21 protein-coding genes are annotated in these 20,478 nt (G+C 68.7%); 17 read left to right on the forward strand and 4 right to left on the reverse strand.

Annotation, left to right across the window (positions count from 1 at the left end; genetic code table 11):
* Nucleotides 1-23 precede the first annotated feature (23 nt).
* The 9 genes from ACGFK0_RS05315 (at nucleotide 24) to ACGFK0_RS05355 (ending at nucleotide 10,145) form a co-directional block, all read left to right on the forward strand.
* Entirely contained in the window at nucleotides 24-962 is a 939-nt protein-coding gene (locus ACGFK0_RS05315) for a type II secretion system F family protein (RefSeq protein ID WP_392900443.1), read from the forward strand.
* 7 nt (nucleotides 963-969) lie between these two features.
* Complete coding sequence (locus ACGFK0_RS05320) at nucleotides 970-1,857, forward strand: type II secretion system F family protein (RefSeq protein WP_392900446.1); 888 nt, start codon at nucleotides 970-972, stop codon at nucleotides 1,855-1,857.
* Between the two features lie 10 nt (nucleotides 1,858-1,867).
* A complete protein-coding gene (locus tag ACGFK0_RS05325; protein ID WP_392900449.1) occupies nucleotides 1,868-3,046 on the forward strand; it encodes a sensor histidine kinase in 1,179 nt (392 codons plus the stop codon).
* 1 nt (nucleotide 3,047) lies between these two features.
* Nucleotides 3,048-3,794: a response regulator gene (locus ACGFK0_RS05330; protein ID WP_392900452.1), complete on the forward strand. Its 747-nt coding sequence runs from the start codon at nucleotides 3,048-3,050 to the stop codon at nucleotides 3,792-3,794.
* A 171-nt stretch (nucleotides 3,795-3,965) separates the two neighbouring features.
* Nucleotides 3,966-4,196 carry a hypothetical protein gene (locus ACGFK0_RS05335; protein WP_392900455.1) on the forward strand — a complete coding sequence of 77 codons (231 nt, stop codon included), beginning with the start codon at nucleotides 3,966-3,968 and terminating at the stop codon, nucleotides 4,194-4,196.
* Nucleotides 4,197-4,333: 137 nt separating this feature from the next.
* Nucleotides 4,334-5,878 carry an OmpA family protein gene (locus ACGFK0_RS05340; protein WP_392900458.1) on the forward strand — a complete coding sequence of 515 codons (1,545 nt, stop codon included), beginning with the start codon at nucleotides 4,334-4,336 and terminating at the stop codon, nucleotides 5,876-5,878.
* A gap of 2 nt (nucleotides 5,879-5,880) precedes the next feature.
* Nucleotides 5,881-7,287 carry a hypothetical protein gene (locus tag ACGFK0_RS05345; protein WP_392900461.1) on the forward strand — a complete coding sequence of 469 codons (1,407 nt, stop codon included), beginning with the start codon at nucleotides 5,881-5,883 and terminating at the stop codon, nucleotides 7,285-7,287.
* 132 nt (nucleotides 7,288-7,419) lie between these two features.
* The gene (locus ACGFK0_RS05350) at nucleotides 7,420-8,889 is read left to right on the forward strand and encodes a hypothetical protein (protein WP_392900464.1); all 1,470 of its coding nucleotides are present in this window, start codon (nucleotides 7,420-7,422) and stop codon (nucleotides 8,887-8,889) included.
* Between the two features lie 14 nt (nucleotides 8,890-8,903).
* Nucleotides 8,904-10,145 carry a glycosyltransferase 87 family protein gene (locus ACGFK0_RS05355; RefSeq protein ID WP_392900467.1) on the forward strand — a complete coding sequence of 414 codons (1,242 nt, stop codon included), beginning with the start codon at nucleotides 8,904-8,906 and terminating at the stop codon, nucleotides 10,143-10,145.
* Here the strand turns inward: ACGFK0_RS05355 and ACGFK0_RS05360 are convergent.
* Entirely contained in the window at nucleotides 10,126-11,730 is a 1,605-nt protein-coding gene (locus tag ACGFK0_RS05360) for a serine/threonine-protein kinase (protein WP_392900470.1), read from the reverse strand. The genes ACGFK0_RS05355 and ACGFK0_RS05360 overlap by 20 nt on opposite strands.
* A gap of 157 nt (nucleotides 11,731-11,887) precedes the next feature.
* On the opposite strand from ACGFK0_RS05360, the gene ACGFK0_RS05365 reads away from it, so the two are divergent.
* The 8 genes from ACGFK0_RS05365 (at nucleotide 11,888) to ACGFK0_RS05400 (ending at nucleotide 18,582) form a co-directional block, all read left to right on the forward strand.
* Nucleotides 11,888-12,319, forward strand: a complete 432-nt coding sequence (locus ACGFK0_RS05365; protein ID WP_392900473.1) for a hypothetical protein — start codon at nucleotides 11,888-11,890, stop codon at nucleotides 12,317-12,319.
* Between the two features lie 186 nt (nucleotides 12,320-12,505).
* Nucleotides 12,506-13,405, forward strand: a complete 900-nt coding sequence (locus tag ACGFK0_RS05370) for an ImmA/IrrE family metallo-endopeptidase (protein ID WP_392900475.1) — start codon at nucleotides 12,506-12,508, stop codon at nucleotides 13,403-13,405.
* A gap of 25 nt (nucleotides 13,406-13,430) precedes the next feature.
* Complete coding sequence (locus ACGFK0_RS05375) at nucleotides 13,431-14,126, forward strand: hypothetical protein (protein WP_392900478.1); 696 nt, start codon at nucleotides 13,431-13,433, stop codon at nucleotides 14,124-14,126.
* Between the two features lie 52 nt (nucleotides 14,127-14,178).
* The gene (locus ACGFK0_RS05380; RefSeq protein WP_392900481.1) at nucleotides 14,179-14,601 is read left to right on the forward strand and encodes a DUF3592 domain-containing protein; all 423 of its coding nucleotides are present in this window, start codon (nucleotides 14,179-14,181) and stop codon (nucleotides 14,599-14,601) included.
* Between the two features lie 145 nt (nucleotides 14,602-14,746).
* Nucleotides 14,747-16,228 (forward strand): hypothetical protein, encoded by a 1,482-nt coding sequence (locus tag ACGFK0_RS05385; RefSeq protein ID WP_392900484.1) that lies wholly within the window; start codon nucleotides 14,747-14,749, stop codon nucleotides 16,226-16,228.
* A 15-nt stretch (nucleotides 16,229-16,243) separates the two neighbouring features.
* Nucleotides 16,244-16,849 (forward strand): hypothetical protein, encoded by a 606-nt coding sequence (locus ACGFK0_RS05390; RefSeq protein WP_392900487.1) that lies wholly within the window; start codon nucleotides 16,244-16,246, stop codon nucleotides 16,847-16,849.
* Nucleotides 16,846-17,280 carry a hypothetical protein gene (locus tag ACGFK0_RS05395; protein WP_392900490.1) on the forward strand — a complete coding sequence of 145 codons (435 nt, stop codon included), beginning with the start codon at nucleotides 16,846-16,848 and terminating at the stop codon, nucleotides 17,278-17,280. Before ACGFK0_RS05390 ends, ACGFK0_RS05395 begins: the two co-directional genes overlap by 4 nt.
* Before the next feature lie 105 nt (nucleotides 17,281-17,385).
* On the forward strand, nucleotides 17,386-18,582 hold the full coding sequence (locus tag ACGFK0_RS05400) for a C40 family peptidase (RefSeq protein ID WP_392900493.1): 1,197 nt from the start codon (nucleotides 17,386-17,388) through the stop codon (nucleotides 18,580-18,582).
* Nucleotides 18,583-18,928: 346 nt separating this feature from the next.
* Here ACGFK0_RS05400 and ACGFK0_RS05405 read toward each other — a convergent pair whose 3' ends face one another.
* The 3 genes from ACGFK0_RS05405 to ACGFK0_RS05415 form a co-directional block, all read right to left on the reverse strand.
* Nucleotides 18,929-19,345, reverse strand: a complete 417-nt coding sequence (locus ACGFK0_RS05405) for a hypothetical protein (protein WP_392900496.1) — start codon at nucleotides 19,343-19,345, stop codon at nucleotides 18,929-18,931.
* Between the two features lie 21 nt (nucleotides 19,346-19,366).
* Nucleotides 19,367-19,996, reverse strand: a complete 630-nt coding sequence (locus tag ACGFK0_RS05410) for a hypothetical protein (protein WP_392900499.1) — start codon at nucleotides 19,994-19,996, stop codon at nucleotides 19,367-19,369.
* Between the two features lie 64 nt (nucleotides 19,997-20,060).
* Nucleotides 20,061-20,459 carry a DUF3592 domain-containing protein gene (locus ACGFK0_RS05415; protein WP_392900502.1) on the reverse strand — a complete coding sequence of 133 codons (399 nt, stop codon included), beginning with the start codon at nucleotides 20,457-20,459 and terminating at the stop codon, nucleotides 20,061-20,063.
* Nucleotides 20,460-20,478: the final 19 nt, after the last annotated feature.

Consider the following 20,478-nt stretch of genomic DNA (forward strand, 5'->3'; position numbering starts at 1 on the left):
CGCATCGACGAGGAGACGAGGGGGTGTCCGCTGTGAGCCTGCCACTGCCGGTGATTCTGCTGATGCTGGTGGCGACCCTGGCGCTGGCCGTCTGGGGCGTCGGCGACCTGATGATCGGGTGGGGGCAGCGCAGCCGCCTGGTCGCCCGTTCCGCGCTGGTCTCCGACGACAGCATGAGCGGCCTGATGTGGCGGCTGGACGTCGTGATCCGCCGGACGTCCCTGGGCAAGACGCTCGCGCGGCGCCTCACCGCCTCCGGTATGCGGATCCGGGTGTCGACGTTCCTCACGCTGATGACGGCGACCGGCGTCGCCGCGATCTTCCTGATCGGCCGGTGGATGGCGCCGATCTTCGGGATCGCCGCCGCGATCGGTGTCGCCTTCGCGTTCCTGTCCTATGTCCGGCGGCGGGAGGAACGGCGCCGGGAGGAGTTCATCGCCCAGCTGCCGGAGCTGGCCCGGGTGCTGTCCAACGCCACCCATGCCGGCCTGGTCATGCGCACCGCCATCGAGATCGCCGCGGACGAGCTCGCGGACCCCGCCGGCGAGGAGCTGCGCCGCACCGCGGACGCGCTGCGGCTCGGCCAGCCCGTGGACGACGCGCTCCGCGACCTCGGCGATCGCCTCCCGTCCCGGGAGCTCGGGGTGCTGATCAGCACCCTGCTGGTGTCCGCGCGGGCGGGCGGCTCCCTGGTCACCGCGCTGCGCACGATCGCGGCCACGCTGGAGGAACGCAAGGAGATCCGCCGCGAGGTCAAGACGATCATGGGTGAGGCGGTCGTCACCAACTGGGCGATCGGGCTGCTCGGGATCGCGGGGCTGGCGATGGTCAACGTGATCATGCCGGACGCGCTGCGGGTGATGAGCGGCAAACCCGTGGGCCAGATCATCCTGGGCGTCGCCGCCGGCCTGTTCATCACCAGCCTGCTGATCATCCGCAGGATGACCCGGATCGACGTGTGAGGTGAACGTGGCCATCTACGCAATGGCGGCCGGCGGGGCGCTGTGCGTGCTCATGGGCGTCGTCGGGCTGGCCCAGCTGACCGCCGGGGACCGGGTCGCCACGTCCGCGGTGCCGCTGGCCAAGAAGCCCGACAAGGACGAGACGTTCATCCTGGACGTCATCGCCGACTTCCTGGGCAACCCGTTCGCCCGGATGACGATGGAGCTGCTGGGCCCGTGGCGGCTGAAGATCCGCAAGCGGATCGACGCGGCGGGCCGCCCCGGCGGGATGACCGTGGAGACCTACGCCCGCCGGACCGCGGGCTACGCGATGCTGTTCGGGCTGCTCGGCCTCGGGCTCATCGCCAACGGCCAGGTCCCGTTCGGGATCCTCGCCTTCCTCGGCTGCCTGCAGACGGAACTGATCCTCTACAGCAAGCGGGTGGCGCGGCAGGACAACATCCAGCGGTCGATGCCGGACTTCCTGGACGTGCTGGCGGTCACGGTCAGCGCGGGCCTGAGCTTCCGCCTGGCGCTGGCACGCGTCGCGGAGAGCATGCCGGGGCCGCTGTCGGAGGAGTTCATGGTGGCGCTGCGGCAGATGGAACTGGGCACGCCACGGCGGGAGGCGTTCGAGGACCTGCGGAACCGCAACAGCTCCGAGGCGGTGAACCTGTTCGTCACGGCGATCCTGCAGGCGGAGGAACTCGGCGCGCCCCTCGGTACCGCGCTGGTCGACATCGGCGGCGACATGCGGCGCGAGGCCGCCCAGTGGGCCAAGCGCAAGGCGCAGCGGACCACACCGAAGATCACCGCCATCACGATGTCGATGACGCTCCCGGCACTGATGATGGTCGTTCTCGGTGCCCTGTTCATCGGCTCGGGAATGGGTGGTGCAGGTGGGATCCTCGGATAGCGGGGGCGGGGTGTTCCCTGAACGCGTCGGATCGGCCTTCCGGATGCTCATGGAGATCCGGATGCTCATCACGGCGCTCAGCATGCTGCTGCTGCCACGTGAGAACCTGTCGGCCGGCGTGTTCGTCCTCATGTTCGCGATGGTCCTGCTGTCCTGGGGGACGGCGCGGCAGTGGCGTGTCGTCGCCCCGCGCGTCGCCGCCCACCCTTCCCTCTACACGCTCGACATGTTCCTTTCCTTCGCGGTCCTGAGCGTCGGCGGGATAGCGGGCCCGTACTTCCTGTCCACCGTCGCCACGGCGACCGTGGCCGGGCTTCTTTACCGGTGGCAGGGAATGCTGGCCGTGGCCGGTCTCCAGATTCTGGTCTACTACCTGACGTACGCGCTGACCGCGTCCCAGGTGGGAGAGATGACCTTCCAGGCGCTGCTGGGCCAGCCCCTTTATTACCCGCTCGCGGGATTCGCCGGGGTTGCGCTTCGCCGTCTGCTGGACGATTACGCGGCCAAGGACGCCGCGCTGCGACAGGCCCAGGTCCTCGCGGCGGCGTCCCAGGAGAGGGCCAGGCTCGCCCGCGAAATGCACGACTCCCTGGCCAAAACGCTCCGCGGCATCGCGCTCGCGGCGTCCGCGCTGCCGGTGTGGGCGTCCCGGGACCAGGCGCGCGCCGCGTTGGAGGCCGAGCAGATCGCGACCGCCGCGGCGGTCGCGTCCCATGAGGCGCGCGATCTGCTCACGGAACTGCGGGACGATGCCATCACACGGTCCCTGCACGAGGCCCTGCGGGAGGCCGCGGACCGCTGGGCGGAGGAGTCCGGGACCACGGTGACCTGCGATCTCGACGCCGGCGTCGAGCCGGAGCTGCGCATGCGCCATGAGGCGGTCGCGATTCTCCGTGAAGTGCTGACCAATGTCGAGCGGCACGCGAAAGCGGCTTCGGTGAAGGTGAGGCTCGTGAAGGAACAGGATGACCTCGTGCTGACGATCGTCGACGACGGCGCGGGTTTCCGGCCCCGGCAGCTGACGGACCTGGCGAGGGAAGGTCACTACGGCCTGATCGGCCTGCACGAACGCGCCCAGCGTGTCGGCGGCACGGTGACGATCTCCTCCGAGCCGGGGGCCGGTACCACCGTCTCCGTCCGGCTTCCCGTGGACGTGTCCGGCGATGTTCGTCTGGCGGAGGTGAGCTGACATGGGAGTTCCGCGCGTGGTGGTGGTCGACGACAACGTGGTCGTCCGCTCGGGCCTGGTCTCCCTGGTGGAGGCGTCCGGCGCCGAGGTCGTCGGCGAGGCGGGGGACGGGCGCACGGCCATCGAGCTGGTCGACCGGCTGAATCCGGACCTGGTGCTGCTGGACGTGCAGATGCCGCTGATGGACGGGGTGGCCGCGGCCCAGGTCCTCAGCGCCAAGACGCGGGTCATCATGCTCACCTACACCGAAGACCCGAAGGTCGTCAGGGCCGCCATCGGGAACGGCGCCGTCGGCTATCTGGTGCACGGCTCCTTCACGCCCGAGGAACTGACGGCCGCCGTCCACGGCGTGGTGGACGGCTCGAACCCGCTCTCCCCGGCCGCGGTCTCGGCATTGGTCGGCGCGGTCCGCCGCGATTCCGAGAGCGCCCGCGACTCCGAGAGCGCCCGGGATCCCTCCCGGGCGGGGCAGGATTCGCGGCCTGGGCAGACGCCGGATGCGCCGACACGCGAGAGGTTCGTTCCGGCGGTGAGAAAAGCCGGCGACTTCGGATTGTCCGCCCGTGAGGCCGATGTCATGCGCCTCATCGCGCGGGGACGCTCCAACGGCCAGATCGCCCAGCAGTTGTTCCTCGCCGAGAAGACCGTCAAGAATCATGTGAACCGCATTTATGCCAAGCTCGGCGTCACCTCGCGGGCCGCGGCGATCGCCCAATGGATGGGCACGTCGGAAGAGGGGGACGGGTGATGCCGGCCGTCGCCGCGATCGGAATGGGCCGGTCATCTTGGGCCCAGAGACCCCATCGCGGTTGGGTCCGAGAGGTGGCCATAATTGGGCCGCTGGGCCCTGGGGAAGGCGATCTGGATTCCCTAATGTTGTCTGTGTCAGGGCGAGACAGAAACAGCCGGGAGGCCCCAGATGAACTCGCTGATCCCTCTCTACATCACCCTCCAGACTTTCGTTCAGGACCGCGCCCAGCAGCTCAAGGACCGGCACGACCGGGGTGTCAGCGCGCTGGAGTACGGCGCCCTCATCGTGGTCGCCGCGCTGGTCGTCGGCATCCTGTACGGCCTCATCAACGACACCGTCAAGGAGAAGGTCTCCACGGCGATCTCCGACCTGTTCAACCCGGGTGGCGGCTCCAGCTGATCCTGGAGGGGCCGCGAGCCTGGACCGGCCTGAAGCGATCCGTCAACGCCCGATGGGGAGAACCGCAGCCACTGCGGTTCTCCCCATCGGGCGTTGACGCATGTCCACGTTGTTAGAGAGGAATCATGATTTATCGCATGACCGCGGGAAGGCGCACCGCTCGTTATGCTGCGGTGCCGCTCGCTCTCATTCTCGCCCTCTCCGGCTGCGGCGGCGACGACAAGCCCAAGGCCGGGAAATCGACGCCGCCGCCGGGAAAGACGACGCCGGGCGGCGAACTCAAGCCGATCGCCTCGATGCCATTGCAGGACAAGGACGGTCCCGCGCATGTCGATCTGCTCGCGCTGAGCCGGACCGGGGGGAACACGGTCACCGCCCGGCTCAAGATCGTCAATGACGGGGACAACCCGATCGACCTGACGACGAGCCTCAACGAACCCGGGCCGTCCGACGACCCGAATCTCGGCGACTCGCTGTCGGCCAGCGGGATCGGGCTGCTGGACGCCCGGAATGAGAAGATGTACTTCCCGCTGCAGAAGAACGGGAACTCGGACAACTGCGTCTGCACGCGGCTGCACAACAACCCGGTGAAGCCGGGCGGGTACATCAACGTCTACGCGACGTTCCCGTCGCCTCCAGCGAACGTCCAGAAGGCCACGCTGATCGTCCCGCTCTCCGTTCCCTTCACGGATGTGCCGATCACCGACGCTCCCGTCGAGCCGCTCAAGACCCAGACCGACCCGACCAAGGTCGAACTGAAGCAGCCGAGGGCCCTCAACGTGCGCAGTCTCACCGAGGGCACCGAGAAGTCGGTGGACGACGACCCGAACGACCGGTCGGTGCGGTTGTCCGCCGACGTCCTGTTCGCCATCAACAAGGCCGACCTCACCCCGCGGGCGGGTCAGCTTCTCCAGGAGGTCGCGAAGCAGATCGACGCCTCCAAGGGCACCACGGTCAAGGTCGACGGGCATGCGGACAAGACCGGGAACGACGCGATCAACCAGCCGCTCTCGGAGCGCCGCGCGAAGGCGGTCGCCGACCGGCTGAAGAGCCTGGTGACCCGGCAGGGCGTGACCTATGAGCCGGCGGGGCACGGCTCGAAGGAGCCGGTCGCGAGCAACGGCACCGAAGAGGGGCGCCGCAAGAACCGGCGGGTCACGGTCACGTTCGCGCGCCCTCCGGCGCCCGCGCCGCCGCCCGCCACGGGTGAGCCGTACAAGCGAGGCTCCTCGGCCGTGCTGGGCTCCGCGACGTTCCAGGCGGCCGAGGCCAAGGGCCTCAAGGTCGAGGTCAACAGCCTGCACCGCGACTCGTCCGGGTTGACGATCCTGGTGTGGACGCTGCGCAACACCGGGCAGGGCAAGCCGGACGTCGGCCAGAAGTTCGAGAAGACCGCCCCCGTTCACGGCGCCGATCCGCAGCCGAGAAGGCTGGGCAGCTCCGGTGGCGTGATGCTTTTCGACTCCGCCAACCAGGTCCGCTACAACTCGCTGAGCATTCAGACCGGTCCCTGCGTCTGCAGCATCGTGGGCGAGGACGAGGCGCGGAAGGTGATCGGGCCGGGGGAGAGCATCGTCTACTGGAACGCCTATAAACCGCCGGCGAACGCGGCCAACCTCGAAATGCAGGTTCCGTGGGACCGGGGCGCCGACGCCGTCGTGAAGGGACTCACGATCAAGTAGAGGTGGACACTCGCTTTCTTCCCGGCGTGGCGGGGCTGTTCTCCGTGCTGTTCCTCATCCTCGGATGGATGCTCGGGTTCAGCGAGTTGAGCGACAACTCCTTCATGGTGCACCTGGCGACCGGGCATTGGATTCTCGACCACGGGGTGCCGCGGGAGGACCTCTACTCCTTCACCGCCCCAGGTGTTTCGTGGGTGGCCCAGTCGTGGCTCGCGGAGGCCGTCTACGCCGCCATCGACCGGTCGGTGGGCCCGCACGGCGTCCAGTTGCTGGACATGGCGACCGGCGGGCTGATTGCGCTGCTGGCCTACCGCCTCGCCTATCGCGTGCAGCGGGATCGCGGGGCGTCGGCATTTCTCGTCATCGCCGCCTTGGCGCCGGCGACGCGGCTGTGGGTGGAACGCCCGCTGTTCTTCGGCGTCCTCGCGATGCTCGCGCTCGTCTGGATCGTGGAGATCCCCGACTCGCGTGCCGGTCGCCGGCCGCTGCCGTTCCTGCCGCCCCTGATGTGGGTGTGGGCGAACGTGCACGGATCATTCATGCTGGGGCTCGCGTACGTGTTCGTCCATCTCGCCGGACGGTGGCTGGACGGCCATCCGCCGTGGCGCGGCCGGGAGTTGCGTCTGACGCAGGGGGCCGTTCTCGGATCGGCGGCCGCTTTCGTGAATCCCTATGGGCCCGCGCTCGTGCTCTTCCCCGTCGAGCTCCTCGGCAGGGGCGACATCCTCGGGCAGCTCGTCGAATGGAGGTCCCCGGACTTCCACACTCCGCTCGGCATCACGTTCGCCATCTGGATCGCCGTGATCGTGGCGGCGCTCGGCCTCGCGCGGACCCGCCCGTCCCGCCGTGACGTCCTGCTCCTCGGGTTCTCGCTGCTGATCTCGTTGTGGGCGATGCGGAACATCGCGGTCGCGCCGCTGATCGGCCTGCCGATCGCCGCCCGGATGTTCCAGACCGAGCGGCGCGAGGACGCGCGGAGCCGCCTCTCTCTCGCGCTCGCGGCCGTGGCGCTTCTCGTCGCGGCGCAATGGACGGTGGGTCATCTGACACGCCCGGCGTACAACGTGGACGACTATCCCGTCGCCGCGATGCGTGCGGTCGCGGACAACGGACTGCTCGGGCGCCGGTTGTTCACCACCGATCAGTGGGCCGGCTATGTCATCCACGCCTACCGGCATCGGCAGAAGGTGTTCCTGGACGACCGTTACGACATGTACCCCACAGCGTTGATCGAGGATTATCTGCAGGCGCGGGAACAGCCCGGGAAATGGCGTTCTCTCCAGGACCGGTATCGGATCGACGTGGTCGTCTGGCCGACGAATGAGCCGCTCACGCAGACTCTTCGCGCAGACCCGGGTTGGCGGTCCTTGCACGCGGACGGGAAGGCCACGGTGTTCATTCGCCGGTAAACGGGCAGGTCGGGCCCCGTCCTGGGTCCCAGGGCCCTGTTCCCGCCGGAAGCGCTGTTGTTAGTTTCGGTGGCCATGCGGGGGCTGACTCACTGGCCCGCTCTTTGTCCGGCCGCGTGAGAGGCGCGAGCGGTGAATGTGCTTGTCTCGGAGGACGAACGGCAGGACGCCGGCGGTGGTCACGAGCGCGCGTGGAGGCCGCGTCTGCGGCTGCCGTCCGCGCGTACCCGCTCCGCGGTCCTCTGGATGGCGCTCGCTTTCATGAGCGGCCTGGATCCGCTCGACGACAATTCCTTCCTGACGCACCTGCGGACCGGGCACTGGATTCTCGACCACGGGATCCCGCGGGAGGATGTCTACTCCTACACCGCGTCCGGCACGTCGTGGATCGCCCAGTCCTGGCTGGTCGAGGTGCTCTATGCGGTGCTCGACAACGTCACCGGGCCGGCGGGCATTCTGGTGCTGGACGGCCTTGTGAACGCCGCCCTCGCCTACCTGGCGTTCGCGCTGGCCGACCGGTTGCGCGGCGGCGGGCGGACCGCTCACATCGTGCTGCCGGCGCTCACGGTGTCGCTGCATTTCTGGGTCGAGCGTCCGCTGCTCTTCGGTGTTCTGGCGATGCTCGTCCTGCTGTGGATCGTCGAAGTCCCCGATTCCTGGGCAGGGCGGCGTCCACTGGTCGCCGTGCCCGTCCTGATGTGTCTCTGGGTGAACGTCCACGGCTCTTTCGCGCTGGGGTTCACCTATATCGCGCTGCACCTGATCGGTAGGCGGCTGGACGGCGCGGCGCCGTGGAAAGGCAGGGAACGTCATCTGACCCTGGCCGCGGTACTGGGGGTCGCGGCTTGTCTCATCAATCCTTACGGATACCGCCTGCTGCTCTTCCCGGTGGAGTTGCTGTCGAGGGGCGAGGTCCTCAGGAACGTCCAGGAATGGCAGTCACCCGACTTCAGGTCCACCCTCGGCGTCACCTTCGCCGTCTGGATAGCGGTGTTCGTCGCGGTTCTCGCACGGGCGCCCGGCAGGGCGTCCCGGCGGGACCTGGTCGTGGCCGTCCCGTTCCTGCTGCTCGGTTTCTGGGCGCTGCGGAACATCGCGCTCGCGCCGCTGGTCGGGTTGCCGATCGCCGCCCGCCTGCTCGCGGTTCCGGACGAGCGGGAGGCGCGGCGCGGAAGAACCGATCTGACCATCATCGCTGCGGTTCTCACGGTGGTGGCGCTCTTCTCCAGTACGACCCTGTCGAAACCGGCGTTCGCCTTCGACGAATATCCGGTCCGGGCCATGCAGGCGATCGAGCGGCACGGCCTTCTGGGGCAGCGGCTGTTCACCACGCACACATGGAACGCTTACGTGATCCATGCCTATTGGCCGCGTCAGAAAGTCTTCATGGACGACCGCTACGACATGTATCCGGTGGCGTTCACCAAGGAGTACATGAAGGTTCGTGATGGGGGTCCGGAGTGGCGGGGGATGTTCGACCGGTATCGGGTGACCGTGGTGATGTGGGAGACGGGGACCCCGTTGACGGAGTTGGTCTCGCAGGACCCGGGATGGCGCCGGATCTACCGCGATCGGCAGGCGACCGTGTTCGTCAAGCGCTGACACGGGCACGCCGGGTGCTGACACGGGCACGCCGGGCGCCGGCCTGGCTCGACGATGCGCATCCGCGGCAGGTCACGATCGTCTGGGCGCTCACGCGCCTGTCCATGTTCGTGATCCTCCTGCTGCCCGCCTACCCGGCCGACCCGGTCACCGGCGACACGACGCTGTACCGGCAGTGGGCCGAGCAGATGGTCACGGGGCAGTTCCCCGTGGACGACGACCGCTGGCAGTACCCGCCGCTGGCCGCGCTGATGATCGTCCCGCCGCATCTGCCCGGGACCGCCTACGCGTTCTGGTTCATGCTGTTCGCCGTGCTGCTCGACCTGCTGGTCCTGCGGCTTCTGCTCCGTGGCGGCCGGGCCGCGAAGGGCGCCTGGTACTGGACCGCCGGCCTGTTCCTCCTCGGCCCCGTCGGCTACTTCCGCTTCGATCTGCTGGTCACGGCGGTCGCGGTGTGCGCACTGCTGGTCATCGCGCGATCGCGGGTCTTCGGCGCGGTGGTCGCGGTGGGAGTGCTGATCAAGGTCTGGCCTGCGATCCTGCTCATGTCCCTTCCACGTGACAGGTCCGGGTTCCGTGCCGTCATCGCGTCAGCGTTGACGGCCGCGGGCATCGTGGGCGCGGTTTCTCTGGTCGCGGACGGGCAGTGGGGCTTTCTGCAAGGGCAGAGCGGCCGCGGGATCGAGATCGAGGCCGTCCCGGCGGTCCCGTTCCACGTGGCGAGGCTCTTCGGCTGGTCGGGGTCGATCGAATACCGGTACGGGTCCTGGGAACTGCTCGGCCCCGGTGTCCGGACGGCCGGGGAAGTCAGCATGGGACTGACGCTGGCCGGCCTGGCGTTCGCCGCCGTCATCGCCTGGCGGCGCCGTCCGGACGCCTGGACCCCGGCGTTCGGCTGTGACCTGGCGCTCGCCGCGACGCTCATCGTGACGGTCACGAGCCGTGTCCTGTCGCCGCAGTACATGATCTGGATCATCGGTGTCGCCGCCGTCTGCCTCGTTCACCGCGACACCCGGCAGCGTCCCGTCGCGGTGCTCGTGCTGGCCGCGGTCGCGATCACCCATCTGGAGTTCCCGATCGCCTGGCACGCGGCCCGCGACGGTGATCCGCTGGCGATCGGCATCGTGACGGTGCGCGACCTCGTCCTGATCGCCGCGCTCGCCGTTTCGATCCGCAGGCTGTGGGCGGGCCCGGCGAGCGGCCCGGCGAGCGGCGCGGCGAGCGGCGCGGACGAGGTCAGGGCCGGCCGAGGCTGAAGTCGTCGAACGTCGCCAGGGTGGCCGGTTCGGTGGACAGGCGTCCTTCACGGCCGGCCACGATTCCCACATCGCCGGACGGCAGCGGGTCATCGCCGTCCGTCGCCGCGGCCACCTGCGCTCCACCGACCAGCGCCTTGATCTCGACCCCCGATCCGGACGTCGTGCAGACCGCGGTGATCCGCGCGCCGGAGCCGGCGTCCGGGACGGCCGGCGACGTGGTCCTCGCCAGTTCGGTGCCGGAGCGCGCGTCCCCTTTCCTGATCCTCACCAGCCCGTTCCGCATGAGCAGCACGTCGTAGCGCCTCCGCCCGGCATTCCTGCAGAACACGCCGGCCTCGTCGGCGGGGTCCTGCGACTCGACGCGCACCGTGGCCGCGACCTGGACGTTCTCCGGCGGTTTCGACACGGGCGCCCGCTGAACCTGGTGGTATCCGTGCGCGACCTGCGAAACGGCGAAGGATCCGTTTTTGTATTCTTCGTATTCTTCGTTCACGTGGCCGGTCTTCCAACCTGACTGCGGGTCGGAGAAGTCGTCCTTCAGCAGGCCGCCCGAGGCACCGTCCTGGCCGGACCAGAGGACGGCGGTCAGGCCTCCGGCGACGGCCAGCGCCGCCACGGCGCCCACGAGGGCCAGCCGGTAACGGGTCCCGTGCAGGCGTCTCAGGCGGCGGGTGAGGCCGTCCGACGGCGGGGTCGGCCCACTCCTGGGGAACTCCGGGAGCGTCGGCCCGACCATTCCCACGGACTGGGCGGCCTGCTCGGTGTCGGTCTGGCCGGTCAGGTCCTGCAGCAGTTGCGACGACGTGGGACGCGCCGCCGGGTCTTTGGCCAGCGCGCGGGCGACGACGTCGCGCAGAGGCGGCTTCAGGCCGTCGAGGCGGGGTTCCCCGTAGACGGTCTTGTAGAGGACCTCGCCCACGTTCTCGCCGTTGAACGGAAGCCGCCCGGTTCCCGCGTAGGCCATGACGCTGCCCCAGGAGAACACGTCGGCCGCGGCCGTGATCGGTTCGTCGACGAGCCCTTCCGGTGCCATGAACGCGGGCGTCCCCATGCTCTGGCCCGCGCGGGTGATGCGGTGGTCGGTGCCGAGCCTCCGCGCGATCCCGAAGTCGATGACGCGCGGCCCGAACGGCGACAGCAGGATGTTCTCCGGCTTGAGGTCGCGGTGGACGACGCCCGCGCTGTGGATGGCGGCCAGTGCGGTCGCCACGCCGACGGCCAGGCCGTCCAGGTCCGATCCGCTGAGGGGTCCGTGGGAGGAGACGACGCGTTCCAGGGTGGGGCCCTGAATGTACTCCGTGACCACGTAGAAAGGCTCGCCGTCCATGTTCGCGTCCAGGACGGGGGCCGTGCAGAACGGGCGGACCTGGCGTGCCGCGGTCACTTCCCGGCGAAAACGCTCACGGAAATCGGGGGTACCCGTCATCTCCCGGTTAATGATCTTGATCGCCACGCGGCGGCCGTCCGGGGCCTCGGCCAGATGGACCGTCCCCATTCCGCCTCTGCCCAGCTCGCGCAGCAGCCGGTAAGGGCCGACCTGGCGGCCGGGGAGTGCGGCATCGTCCGTATCCGCCGAAGTCATGCGGTCGACGTTATCCAGGCCCGCAGGGTGCGGCAAGTGGCGTCCGATATGGGTCTTAAGGCCCAGGAAGGGACCCATCGTGCGTGATGAGAACGCGGTTCGGCCGGGGTCCGGGGACCCTGGGTAATTCCGGACACAAAACCTACCGTGCTGGGCCATGCGTGCTGTGTTCTCGGCCTGGCTGACATCGGGCGCCCTCGCCGTCATGGCCCTCCTCGCGCTGAAGGCGCTCGCGCCGGCGGAGGGACGGGGCGGGCCGGTCGACGAGTATGCGCAGGTCATGCGCGTCCATCTGCCCTGGCTGGTGTTCTGCGTCCTCATGACCGTCGCCGCGGGAAGTTACGTCCGGGACCGGATCGGCGGACTCGGGCTCGCCCTCGTGGCGTTCCCGGCCCCCGTGCTCGGCAGCTTCGCCGCGGCCTTCGTCGGCGTCCCGTCGTCGGACACTCCGGTGGGCCTGATCCTCCACCTGATCGAGGCCGTGCTCGGCATCATCCTCGGACTGGCCCTTTCCAAGGCCCTCTCCCAGCGATGGGACGCGGGAGGCGCCGAAGCCAGGGAACGGGGCGAATGGCGGAAGAACCGCTGATGGAAATGCGCATTCGCGGCGGGCCCGGGTCTCCTTTGAGCCCATGGGCCCTCATGCCTTGGCCCAGGGGCCCAATCACGGGCGCCATGCCGCGTGGGGGCCCAATCGGCGATTGGCCACAGATTAGGCCTGGTGCGGGACCTGGGACTCTGGGCGCGGCGGTCAGCGCGCCCTTAATTTCAAGAAATGCTGATCGACCGTTCACGACTCGCGCTGAAAGCCCGCAGACGTCGGGACCGAGGTGCGGGCAGCCTGGAATACGCTGCCCTTGTCGTTGTCGCGGCGCTTGCCGTGGGCGTGCTCGGGTCGCTCATCTCCACGACCGCCGAGGGGCGTATTCAGAGCGCGATATGCGGTCTGTTCGGCTCGGAGTGCGGGGACGAGACCCGGAACACGGCCGGCGGCGGCGAGGAGTCGCAGCCGAGGGAGCCGAGTCCCAGCCCGGGGCCGCCCGTCCCGCAGCCGGAGCCGTCCCAGGAGGAACTCGAGACCGAGGCCGCGCTCAATGAGACGCAGCTCGGCCGGGATGCGCTGGAATGGGTGGAGGATCACGGTGTCCGGGTCGTCTACCGGGCCGGCGGCGGGTCCTACTACGACGGCGACGCCAATGTCTTCTACGTTGACACGAACCAGTCCCCGGAAGAGCGCGCGAACACCTTCGTGCACGAGGTCAACCACGCCGAACACCGCGATGAGCCCGATATCGACGACCTCAGCCGCGAGGACTTCATCGAGCAGTCCATCGACGAAGAGGTCGAGGGAACGGTCGAGGCGATTTTGAACAATCAGCAACTGCAGCAGAACAGGGGCGGGAACAACCCCCCCGATACCCTGCTGCAGCAGGAGTACGAAGATGCCTATGACAGTGCCATCGCAGATGCGAACCGCGCACGTTCCGCCGCCGGGCTTCCCGCGCTGGATGCCGAGGCCGCGCGCGAGGTCGGCGAGCGTGCGGGGCGTGAGAGGGTCGAGCAGGCATTCGAGAACGGAGAGGTCGTTTCGTCCGTCGATGGCAACACCTACGGCGACAACTATGGGGAGGCATGGGATGACGCACATGACTGTTTCCTGTGGATCTTCTGCTGACCGGCGTCGTTCTCGCCGCGTCGCCATGGGCGTGGCGCTGGCGCTCGTGGCGCTGCTCCTCACCGGGTGCGCGTCGGCCTCCGGAACGGGCGGCACGCCCGAGCGCAACACGCGGCCGGACGAGGGGACCCGCCAGACGATCAGCGAGGGTCTGCTGAAGAGCGGCAAGCGCGAGGAGGCGCGGATCGTCAAGCTGGGCGGCAGCAGACTGAGCCGGGTCGAGGCGCCCTTCCTGGGGAACTGGAAGATCTACCGCGTGGTGTACCGGCAGAGTTCCCATCCGGTCCTGCTGCACGTCGCCACCGCACATGGCCAGGTCGAGTTGCTGACCGGCTCACCGAAGGCGTTCGGAAAGGTGATGGCCGCAGACGGGGGAACGGTCGAGGACGCCGCCGCCGCGGCGGCGCTGGCGCGCGTCTACGTCGAGACGACCCGTCCCAGCGGCATCCTTACGTACGTGGTCGGGCGGGTGGAGGACATCAAGTTCCGGCCCGGCATCACCGGCGACGACGCCCGGCAGCGCGACGCGATCGTGGCCGAGTACCGTCCGCGCATCAAGGCTCCCACCGCCGTCGCGGGCGGGAAGGGCTTCACGGCGACCGTCTACTCGGTGAAGGGCGAGGCCCTTCAGCGCCACGTCATCAAGATCTCCCCGAACGGCGCCGTGGAGGACGACGTGAAGACTCTGGTGCCCGACCTCCCCGTCCCCTACACACTCTGATCCTGAACGGTGTACACAGAGACGTCACGGCCCTCTGTGGAAGGAACCGGTTGTGGTTGTGCTCAAGGTACTAGCGTTCCTCATCGCGGCGGCGTTCATGGCCGGCTGGGTCAGTTGCCTAGTGGGTTTCGTACGGATGTGGCCATCGCGCCGCTGGCCGGAGACGACTGGTACTGCCGTGGAGATCAGAGAGAAGTCGCGCTACCGGGACGGCCGCCGCGACATCCTCTATTCGCCGGTTATTGAATTCTGGACACATGACGGTCGCCGGATCCATGACCTCCTTGGAGACTGGTCGACCGGCCTGATCTTGAAAATGGGAGAGTCTGCCCAGGTCAAGTACAACCCGGCCCAGCCTGAGCACTTCCGGCTGACCGGGTTCCGCGGGAGCGGGGCCGGCCTGGCGGTGCTCATGCTGCTGTTCGCCCCTGCCGCAGCCGCCTTCGTCCTCTGGTGGTTCGTTCTTAGGTCCTGAGACCCCTTTTAGGTCCTGAGACCCTGTTACCGGGATTGGGGGCGTTCTACGGTTCAAGGCCATGACAAGGCGCTTTTCTCGCTTACGGGGTGACTGTGGAGCGTCGGGCGTAGAGTACGGTGCGGCGATCGCGGTAGGGGCCCTCGTGGCCGCCATTCTGGCGGTCTCCGTTCTCGGCACGTTCGATAACGGAGTAAAGACCGGACTGTGCCGCCTTTTCGGCGGGGACTGCCAGCCCGCGCAGACGGCCAGACCGCTCGACTGGACGAAATGCAACGTCAACGACGCGAACAGTTCCATGGGGTTCAACGCCGTGTTCCGCGGGATCAGGGGTGACCTGGGGGGGAAGGACCAGATCGTCACCCAGATCAATCCGGCCACGGGTGAGAAGAGCGCACAGGTGACTCTGACCGGCAAGGGCGGGTTGGGAGTCGAGACCGGTGACCGGAACATCAAAGGCCTCAACGACAAGCTCAAGGTCGGTCAGAACGGCAAGGTCGACATGTCGGCCTTCGCGGGGTTCAACAACGAACTCGGCTTCCGGTACGACTTCAATGAGTCCGAGGGCGGCGACCCCTACCGCCGGGCGGAGAAGTTCCTCGACGGCCGGCGCGGAGGGCTCTGGAAGCGCCCGCTGGCAGGCCTCGGCGGGACGCAGGGCCAAGCGGCGGAGAACGGCATCGCCACGGCGGTCAACGGCGTCAAGCGGGGATGGAACTGGCTGCGCGGCAAGGACTCGAAGGAGCTCGACAAGGAGGGCCTGACGCCCTCGGCGGTGACCCTCCGTGTCGGGGGCGAGGCGATGGTCGGCGGGAAGTGGAGCGGCAGGAAGGGGCTCGACGACAAGAACCCGAACAAGCCCAAGGCCGACCTGGGGCTCGAGGTCGGCGCGGAGGGGAAGGCCACCACGTCCGGCGATGTCACGATCGTTGTCGACGACAAGAAGAAGCCCGAGAACAATGGCATGCGCATCTTCACCCAGAAGTTCACGCTCGACGCGAACGGGAAGATTCAGGGCGGTCTCGATCTCAAGAGGATGCTTCCCCGCGAGTGGGAGGGCGGACCCAAACTCGCCGCGGAGGGCGGTGCGGGCATCGCCGGGACGCAGACGGTGACCTTCGACCGGAACGGCAAACCCATCCGGTTCACCATCCAGCTCGACAAGGAATGGAAGGGCGGTCTGTCCACCACGGTGGGGGGCAACAGGAAGGAGAACCAGGGGGGAAAGGTGAAGGGCAAGGCGGTGCAAGGGCACAAGACCAGCACGTTGTACAGCCTGGATCTCAACCAGCCCGAGAATCGTGCGGCCTTCGACCGCATGTACATGACCATCGGCGGGTTGGTGGCGGTGCCCAGGCCGCAGACTCCGGGGAACTTGAGCGACGCCGCTGATCAGTACGGCCGGGCGTTCGCCAAGAACGGGCAGATCGCTCATTTCGAGTACGACACGAGCGGCAACACCATCGAGGGCGCGGGCGCCAACGATGAGACCGGTTTCAAAAGGAAAGGCTTCGGCGTCGGTGTGACCCATGAGCGGACATGGGCGAAATACCGTTCCGGGAAGTACCGGGACAACAGGGCGCCGCAGATGGGCTGGCAGACCTTGGCGAACTGCCCCCAGGGCTGACCGAAAGGCACAGAAATGGCTTCCATTGGCGTGATCCTGGGCCGCAAGGCGTTCGTGCCGGCCCTCGTGACAGCCGTCCTGATGACGGCGGGCTGCGGAGGAGGTGGCGAGCCCGCGGCGGAGAAGCCGGCGGCGAGCGCGCACGCCTCGCGGGGTTCGCAGCAGCCGGGGGCGGTGACCGTCGGGACCCTCTCGTTCGTGCCGCCCGACCGCATGGCCCGCATCGAGCCGACGGAGGCGGACGTGGTCCTGGAGATGTCCGTCGGCGGAGCGACGGAGAACCCGGGGCAGGACGTCCCGCCGCCCGGAGTCCAGGTGTTCCAGGGCGGACGGGATCTCGCCAACGTGAGCATCAGAGTCGGGCTCATCGAAGGCCGGATCAAGGCCGACGCGCCTGACGCCCTGATCACCAAACGCGAGGTCGAGATCAAGGGGGCGGCCGAGGCCGTGGTGATGGAGACGCTCTACCCAGGGGCTTCCTCCAAGCAGTTCGATGTCGTCATCGGCACGGCGGCCGGGCCCCAGTACACCATTCGTTACGGAGGACTCCAGTCCGCCTTCGACGAGGCGGGAGCGCAGCGCATCATCTCGTCCGCGAGGATTTCCGGGGGCGGCTCGTGATCCCGCGGAAGGCGATTCTGGTCGGGGCCGCGGTCACATTCGTGGGAACGCTGCTGCTCATCGTCGCCTTCGGCCTCGCGCAGGACCCCGAGACCGAACCGGGCGGCGCCGCCGAGGCGCTCTCGTGGACTCTCGGAACGATCATCCGGGCGGTCGGCGGCTATGCGGCCGCGCGCATGAGCGTCCGGACGGGCGGCAGAGGCCGGGTGGCCGGTGCCGGAGCAATCGCCGGCGCCGTGGGATACGTGTTGTTCCTATCATTGATGGTCATGCTCGCCGCACTCGGCGGTGACGCCGCATTCAGCCTCGGCGACGTTCTGGGACTGCCGGTGTGGACGGCTCAGGCCGCGCTCGGCGGCGGCTTCGCCGTCGTCCTGCATCGAAAGCGCATCACACCCAAGGCGCATACCTCCACGTGGGCCTACGGCTGACAACGCCATTTTTCAATTGGGTCTCAGGGCCCTGTCACTTGATTCAAGTGATCCTTAGAATCCTCATTCGGGGAAAATTCGCGATCTCGTGACGATGGGGCGTAGATGCTGCAACGGATCAGATCCGCCGGCAGGTACGGAGGCGACGCGGGGGTCGCCACGTCCGTCCTGGTCATGGGCATGGCCGTGGTCCTCGCCGCGGGCTTTCTGGCGTTCGGCCGGATCGCCCAGGCCGGCGACATGCGCAACCAGGCCCAGATCGGCGCGGACGCGGCGGCACTCGGCACCCTCGCCCCCCTGCGCGACCAGGCCGTCAACCTGGCGCTGAGCGGCATCGACCCGTCGGCGGCGGGCTACTGGTCGGTCGGCGCGCCCCCCGAGGCGGCCGCGAAGAAGTTCGCCGACGAGAACAACGTACGCGTGACCAAGGCCCGGCTCAGCGGCATGACCGGCAACACCGCGATGGTGAAGGCCGCCACGAAATGGTGCCAGCTCAAGAACGAGGACGAGCTGACCGCGAAGGAGAAGGAGGACCTTCGCAACAGGCGCAACCTGTGCACCGACAGCACCGGCGAAGAGGGCATCGGCCGCTCGGGGACGGCGACCGCCGTCGCGAAGATGTTCGCGCCGGACTGCGTCGTCTACTACTGGGACCCCGTCGAGCAGGCGACCGGCCTCGGCCCCGTCCGCCGGGTCGTCTGCGACGGCGTGCAGGTCTTCCCGAGCGGCGACCGCGCCCGCGTCACCCGGCTGTTCAAGATCCGGCTCGTCGACGACGAGGACCCGATCGCCTACAACGGGGCACCGAACGGGCTCACGTCCGGGGGCAGCGGCGCGGTCGTCAACCACTGCGCCAAGGACGAGAGCAAGACCCCGACGGAGGATCTGAGCTTCGGCGCCGCGGTGGTCGCCTGGTCGCTGTGCTGGCTCGGGACCCCCTACGCGTGGGGCGGCGGCAACTACAGCGGGCCCACGCAAGGCATCTGCTGCTCACCCGGCGGATATGACGGACGGAACTACTTCGGCTTCGACTGCAGTGGCCTGACGCTGTACGCCGTCTACCAGGCGTCCAGGGGACGGATCGCGCTCGGGCACTACACCGGCAACCAGATCGCCGACCCGCGGGGCACGGCGGTCCCGACAGACCAGCTCAAGCCGGGCGACCTGCTGTTCTTCGGTAATCCGACACACCACGTCGCCATCTATTACGGCGACAACAAGATGGTCGAGGCCCCGCAGACCGGCGACGTCGTGAAGATCTCCCCGCTGCGGACAGTGGACGCCGCCCGGAGATTCGGCTGACGGGACGTCGCCCATCGAACCTGCGCGCCCCCGGCCCGTGGCACGTCCCGGAACGGCCGATAAACCCCGGGGCGCTCCACGCGAGGGGCCGCCGCTGGGACGGGGAGGCCAAGTCGTTCGGGGGGCGTCGCTCAATGCGGGGGGTCGCCGCTGGGCGGGCTCGACCTTGTCCAGGGCGCGGCGTTCAACACGGGGTCGTCGGCTGCGCGGGCGCGTAGTCGTCCAACGCTTTTGGGCGGGTGCCTGGCGGGAGCGTCGACGTGGGCCTGATCGGCGAGAACCCGCACGACACAACACCCCGTCCGGCCCACCTGGCGGCGAGTCGAGGACGAGGTCGTGGCGTTGATCAGTAGCCGGTGTAGCTGTTCTTGGCGGTGCTGCCCGCACGGCGGCGGGTGAGGAGCCACCACGTCGGGATCGCGCCGAGGAGGCCGGCGGCCGCGCCGGCCGCGGTGGTCTGGGCGGGGGAGCTCTGGACGACACCCAGGACGATGCCGAGGAGCGTCGCGAGGCCGGGGACGAGCAGCACGGCGAGGGCATGCCGGCCGGTGTTCTCCCGCTGCGGGAGGGGGTGCAGGATCGCGCTGACGAGGGCCATCAGCGCGAAAACGATGAAGGTCGGCAAGGCCGTCCACAGGAGCGTGCCCGTGACCGACTCCAGGTCGTCCTCGGACACGATCGCGCTGACGGCGATTCCGGCGGTGCCGATGCTGCCGACGACGAAGACCAGGATGGCCGCGGTCCACGCTTTCACAAGATCCATGTCCGTCTCCGTCGTTCGGGGTCAGGCCTTGACCGCGACGCTGCGCACGATCTGGTCCACCAGCGCCGGGGGGAGTTTGCTCTGCAGCCCGGTGAGCCGCACGACGGCCGCCTGGCGGTCGCCGATGACCAGACCGATGTCGATGCCCCTGACCGGCGCGTCGGCGGCGGTCCCGGCGACGGCCTGGGGGTTGGGGTAGGAGTAGTCGACGCGGTACGCCTCGTCGGCCCCCGGGACGTCGATCTTCTGGTTCGGGCCGCGCTGCACCTTGCCCAGGTTGATCTGGACGACGGTGATCGCCGACTCGGTGACCAGCTTGGCGTTCGGAATCTGCGGCACGTCGGTGATCACGCCGATCCGGGCCTCGACCTCGCCTTCGGCGGTGAGCTCGGCCAGGAACGACCAGCCCTTCGGCGGCTTCGCCGGCTTCCAGGCGGACGGGTGGGCGAGCCTGACCGCGCCCGAGGCGGCCCGGGTGAACCCGGGGGGAACCTGCGCCTGCGCGGTCTTGGAGGAGGACGCCGGCGGTTTCGCGGAGTCCTTTGACTCGCCGCCTGCGCACCCGGCGGCAGCGGTCGTCGCGAGGAGGGCCGCCAGTACGACGCACGGCCCCCGCCGCCCGCCGGCTCGCCGGCCCGAACCCGAGTTCATCCTTGCCCGCTTTCTCATGGTCGTTCCCGACGGCTGAAGCTCATGCACCCGGAGACCGCGATCGTCACAGAGCGGCCGCGTTCACCGCCGCCACGGCGACGCCGACAGCCATGAGGAGCGGCCCGATCGCGACCAGTTGCAGGTAGTGCACGCCGAGGCGCTCGGCTGTTTCCTCGGGTTGGGCGGGATCGTAGACCACCGTCACGGACCTCCCCGGCTTGGGGCCGGGAAAGGAGTACAGCGAGCTGCCGGCCTCGACGGGCCGCCCCTGCGCGGTGGTGAACCGAAACCGCCCCACGCGGCTCGTGGTGCTCGGACCGCCCGGGCCCAGCACATCGTCCCGCCCGACGAAGACGCCGGCGGCCCGGAGCATCCGGCTCTGCAGCCGCAGCCGCTTCACCACTTCGTAGACGCCGCCGCCAACGAGCGCGACTCCGAGAAGGACGCCGATCAGGTTGCCCATCGTTCTCACCTTCCGGTGG

The organism is Spirillospora sp. NPDC048823 (assembly GCF_043198445.1).
Classification (GTDB): domain Bacteria; phylum Actinomycetota; class Actinomycetes; order Streptosporangiales; family Streptosporangiaceae; genus Spirillospora.

Bases quoted from the DNA above. Each gene is read 5' to 3' on its own strand.
- ACGFK0_RS05330 (WP_392900452.1), top strand. From the start codon at position 3,048: ATGGGAGTTCCGCGCGTGGTGGTGGTCGACGACAACGTGGTCGTCCGC.
- ACGFK0_RS05335 (WP_392900455.1), top strand. From the start codon at position 3,966: ATGAACTCGCTGATCCCTCTCTACATCACCCTCCAGACTTTCGTTCAG.
- ACGFK0_RS05340 (WP_392900458.1), top strand. From the start codon at position 4,334: ATGACCGCGGGAAGGCGCACCGCTCGTTATGCTGCGGTGCCGCTCGCT.
- ACGFK0_RS05360 (WP_392900470.1), bottom strand. From the start codon at position 11,730: ATGACTTCGGCGGATACGGACGATGCCGCACTCCCCGGCCGCCAGGTC.
- ACGFK0_RS05365 (WP_392900473.1), top strand. From the start codon at position 11,888: ATGCGTGCTGTGTTCTCGGCCTGGCTGACATCGGGCGCCCTCGCCGTC.
- ACGFK0_RS05370 (WP_392900475.1), top strand. From the start codon at position 12,506: ATGCTGATCGACCGTTCACGACTCGCGCTGAAAGCCCGCAGACGTCGG.
- ACGFK0_RS05375 (WP_392900478.1), top strand. From the start codon at position 13,431: ATGGGCGTGGCGCTGGCGCTCGTGGCGCTGCTCCTCACCGGGTGCGCG.
- ACGFK0_RS05390 (WP_392900487.1), top strand. From the start codon at position 16,244: ATGGCTTCCATTGGCGTGATCCTGGGCCGCAAGGCGTTCGTGCCGGCC.
- ACGFK0_RS05400 (WP_392900493.1), top strand. From the start codon at position 17,386: ATGCTGCAACGGATCAGATCCGCCGGCAGGTACGGAGGCGACGCGGGG.
- ACGFK0_RS05405 (WP_392900496.1), bottom strand. From the start codon at position 19,345: ATGGATCTTGTGAAAGCGTGGACCGCGGCCATCCTGGTCTTCGTCGTC.
- ACGFK0_RS05410 (WP_392900499.1), bottom strand. From the start codon at position 19,996: ATGAACTCGGGTTCGGGCCGGCGAGCCGGCGGGCGGCGGGGGCCGTGC.
- ACGFK0_RS05415 (WP_392900502.1), bottom strand. From the start codon at position 20,459: ATGGGCAACCTGATCGGCGTCCTTCTCGGAGTCGCGCTCGTTGGCGGC.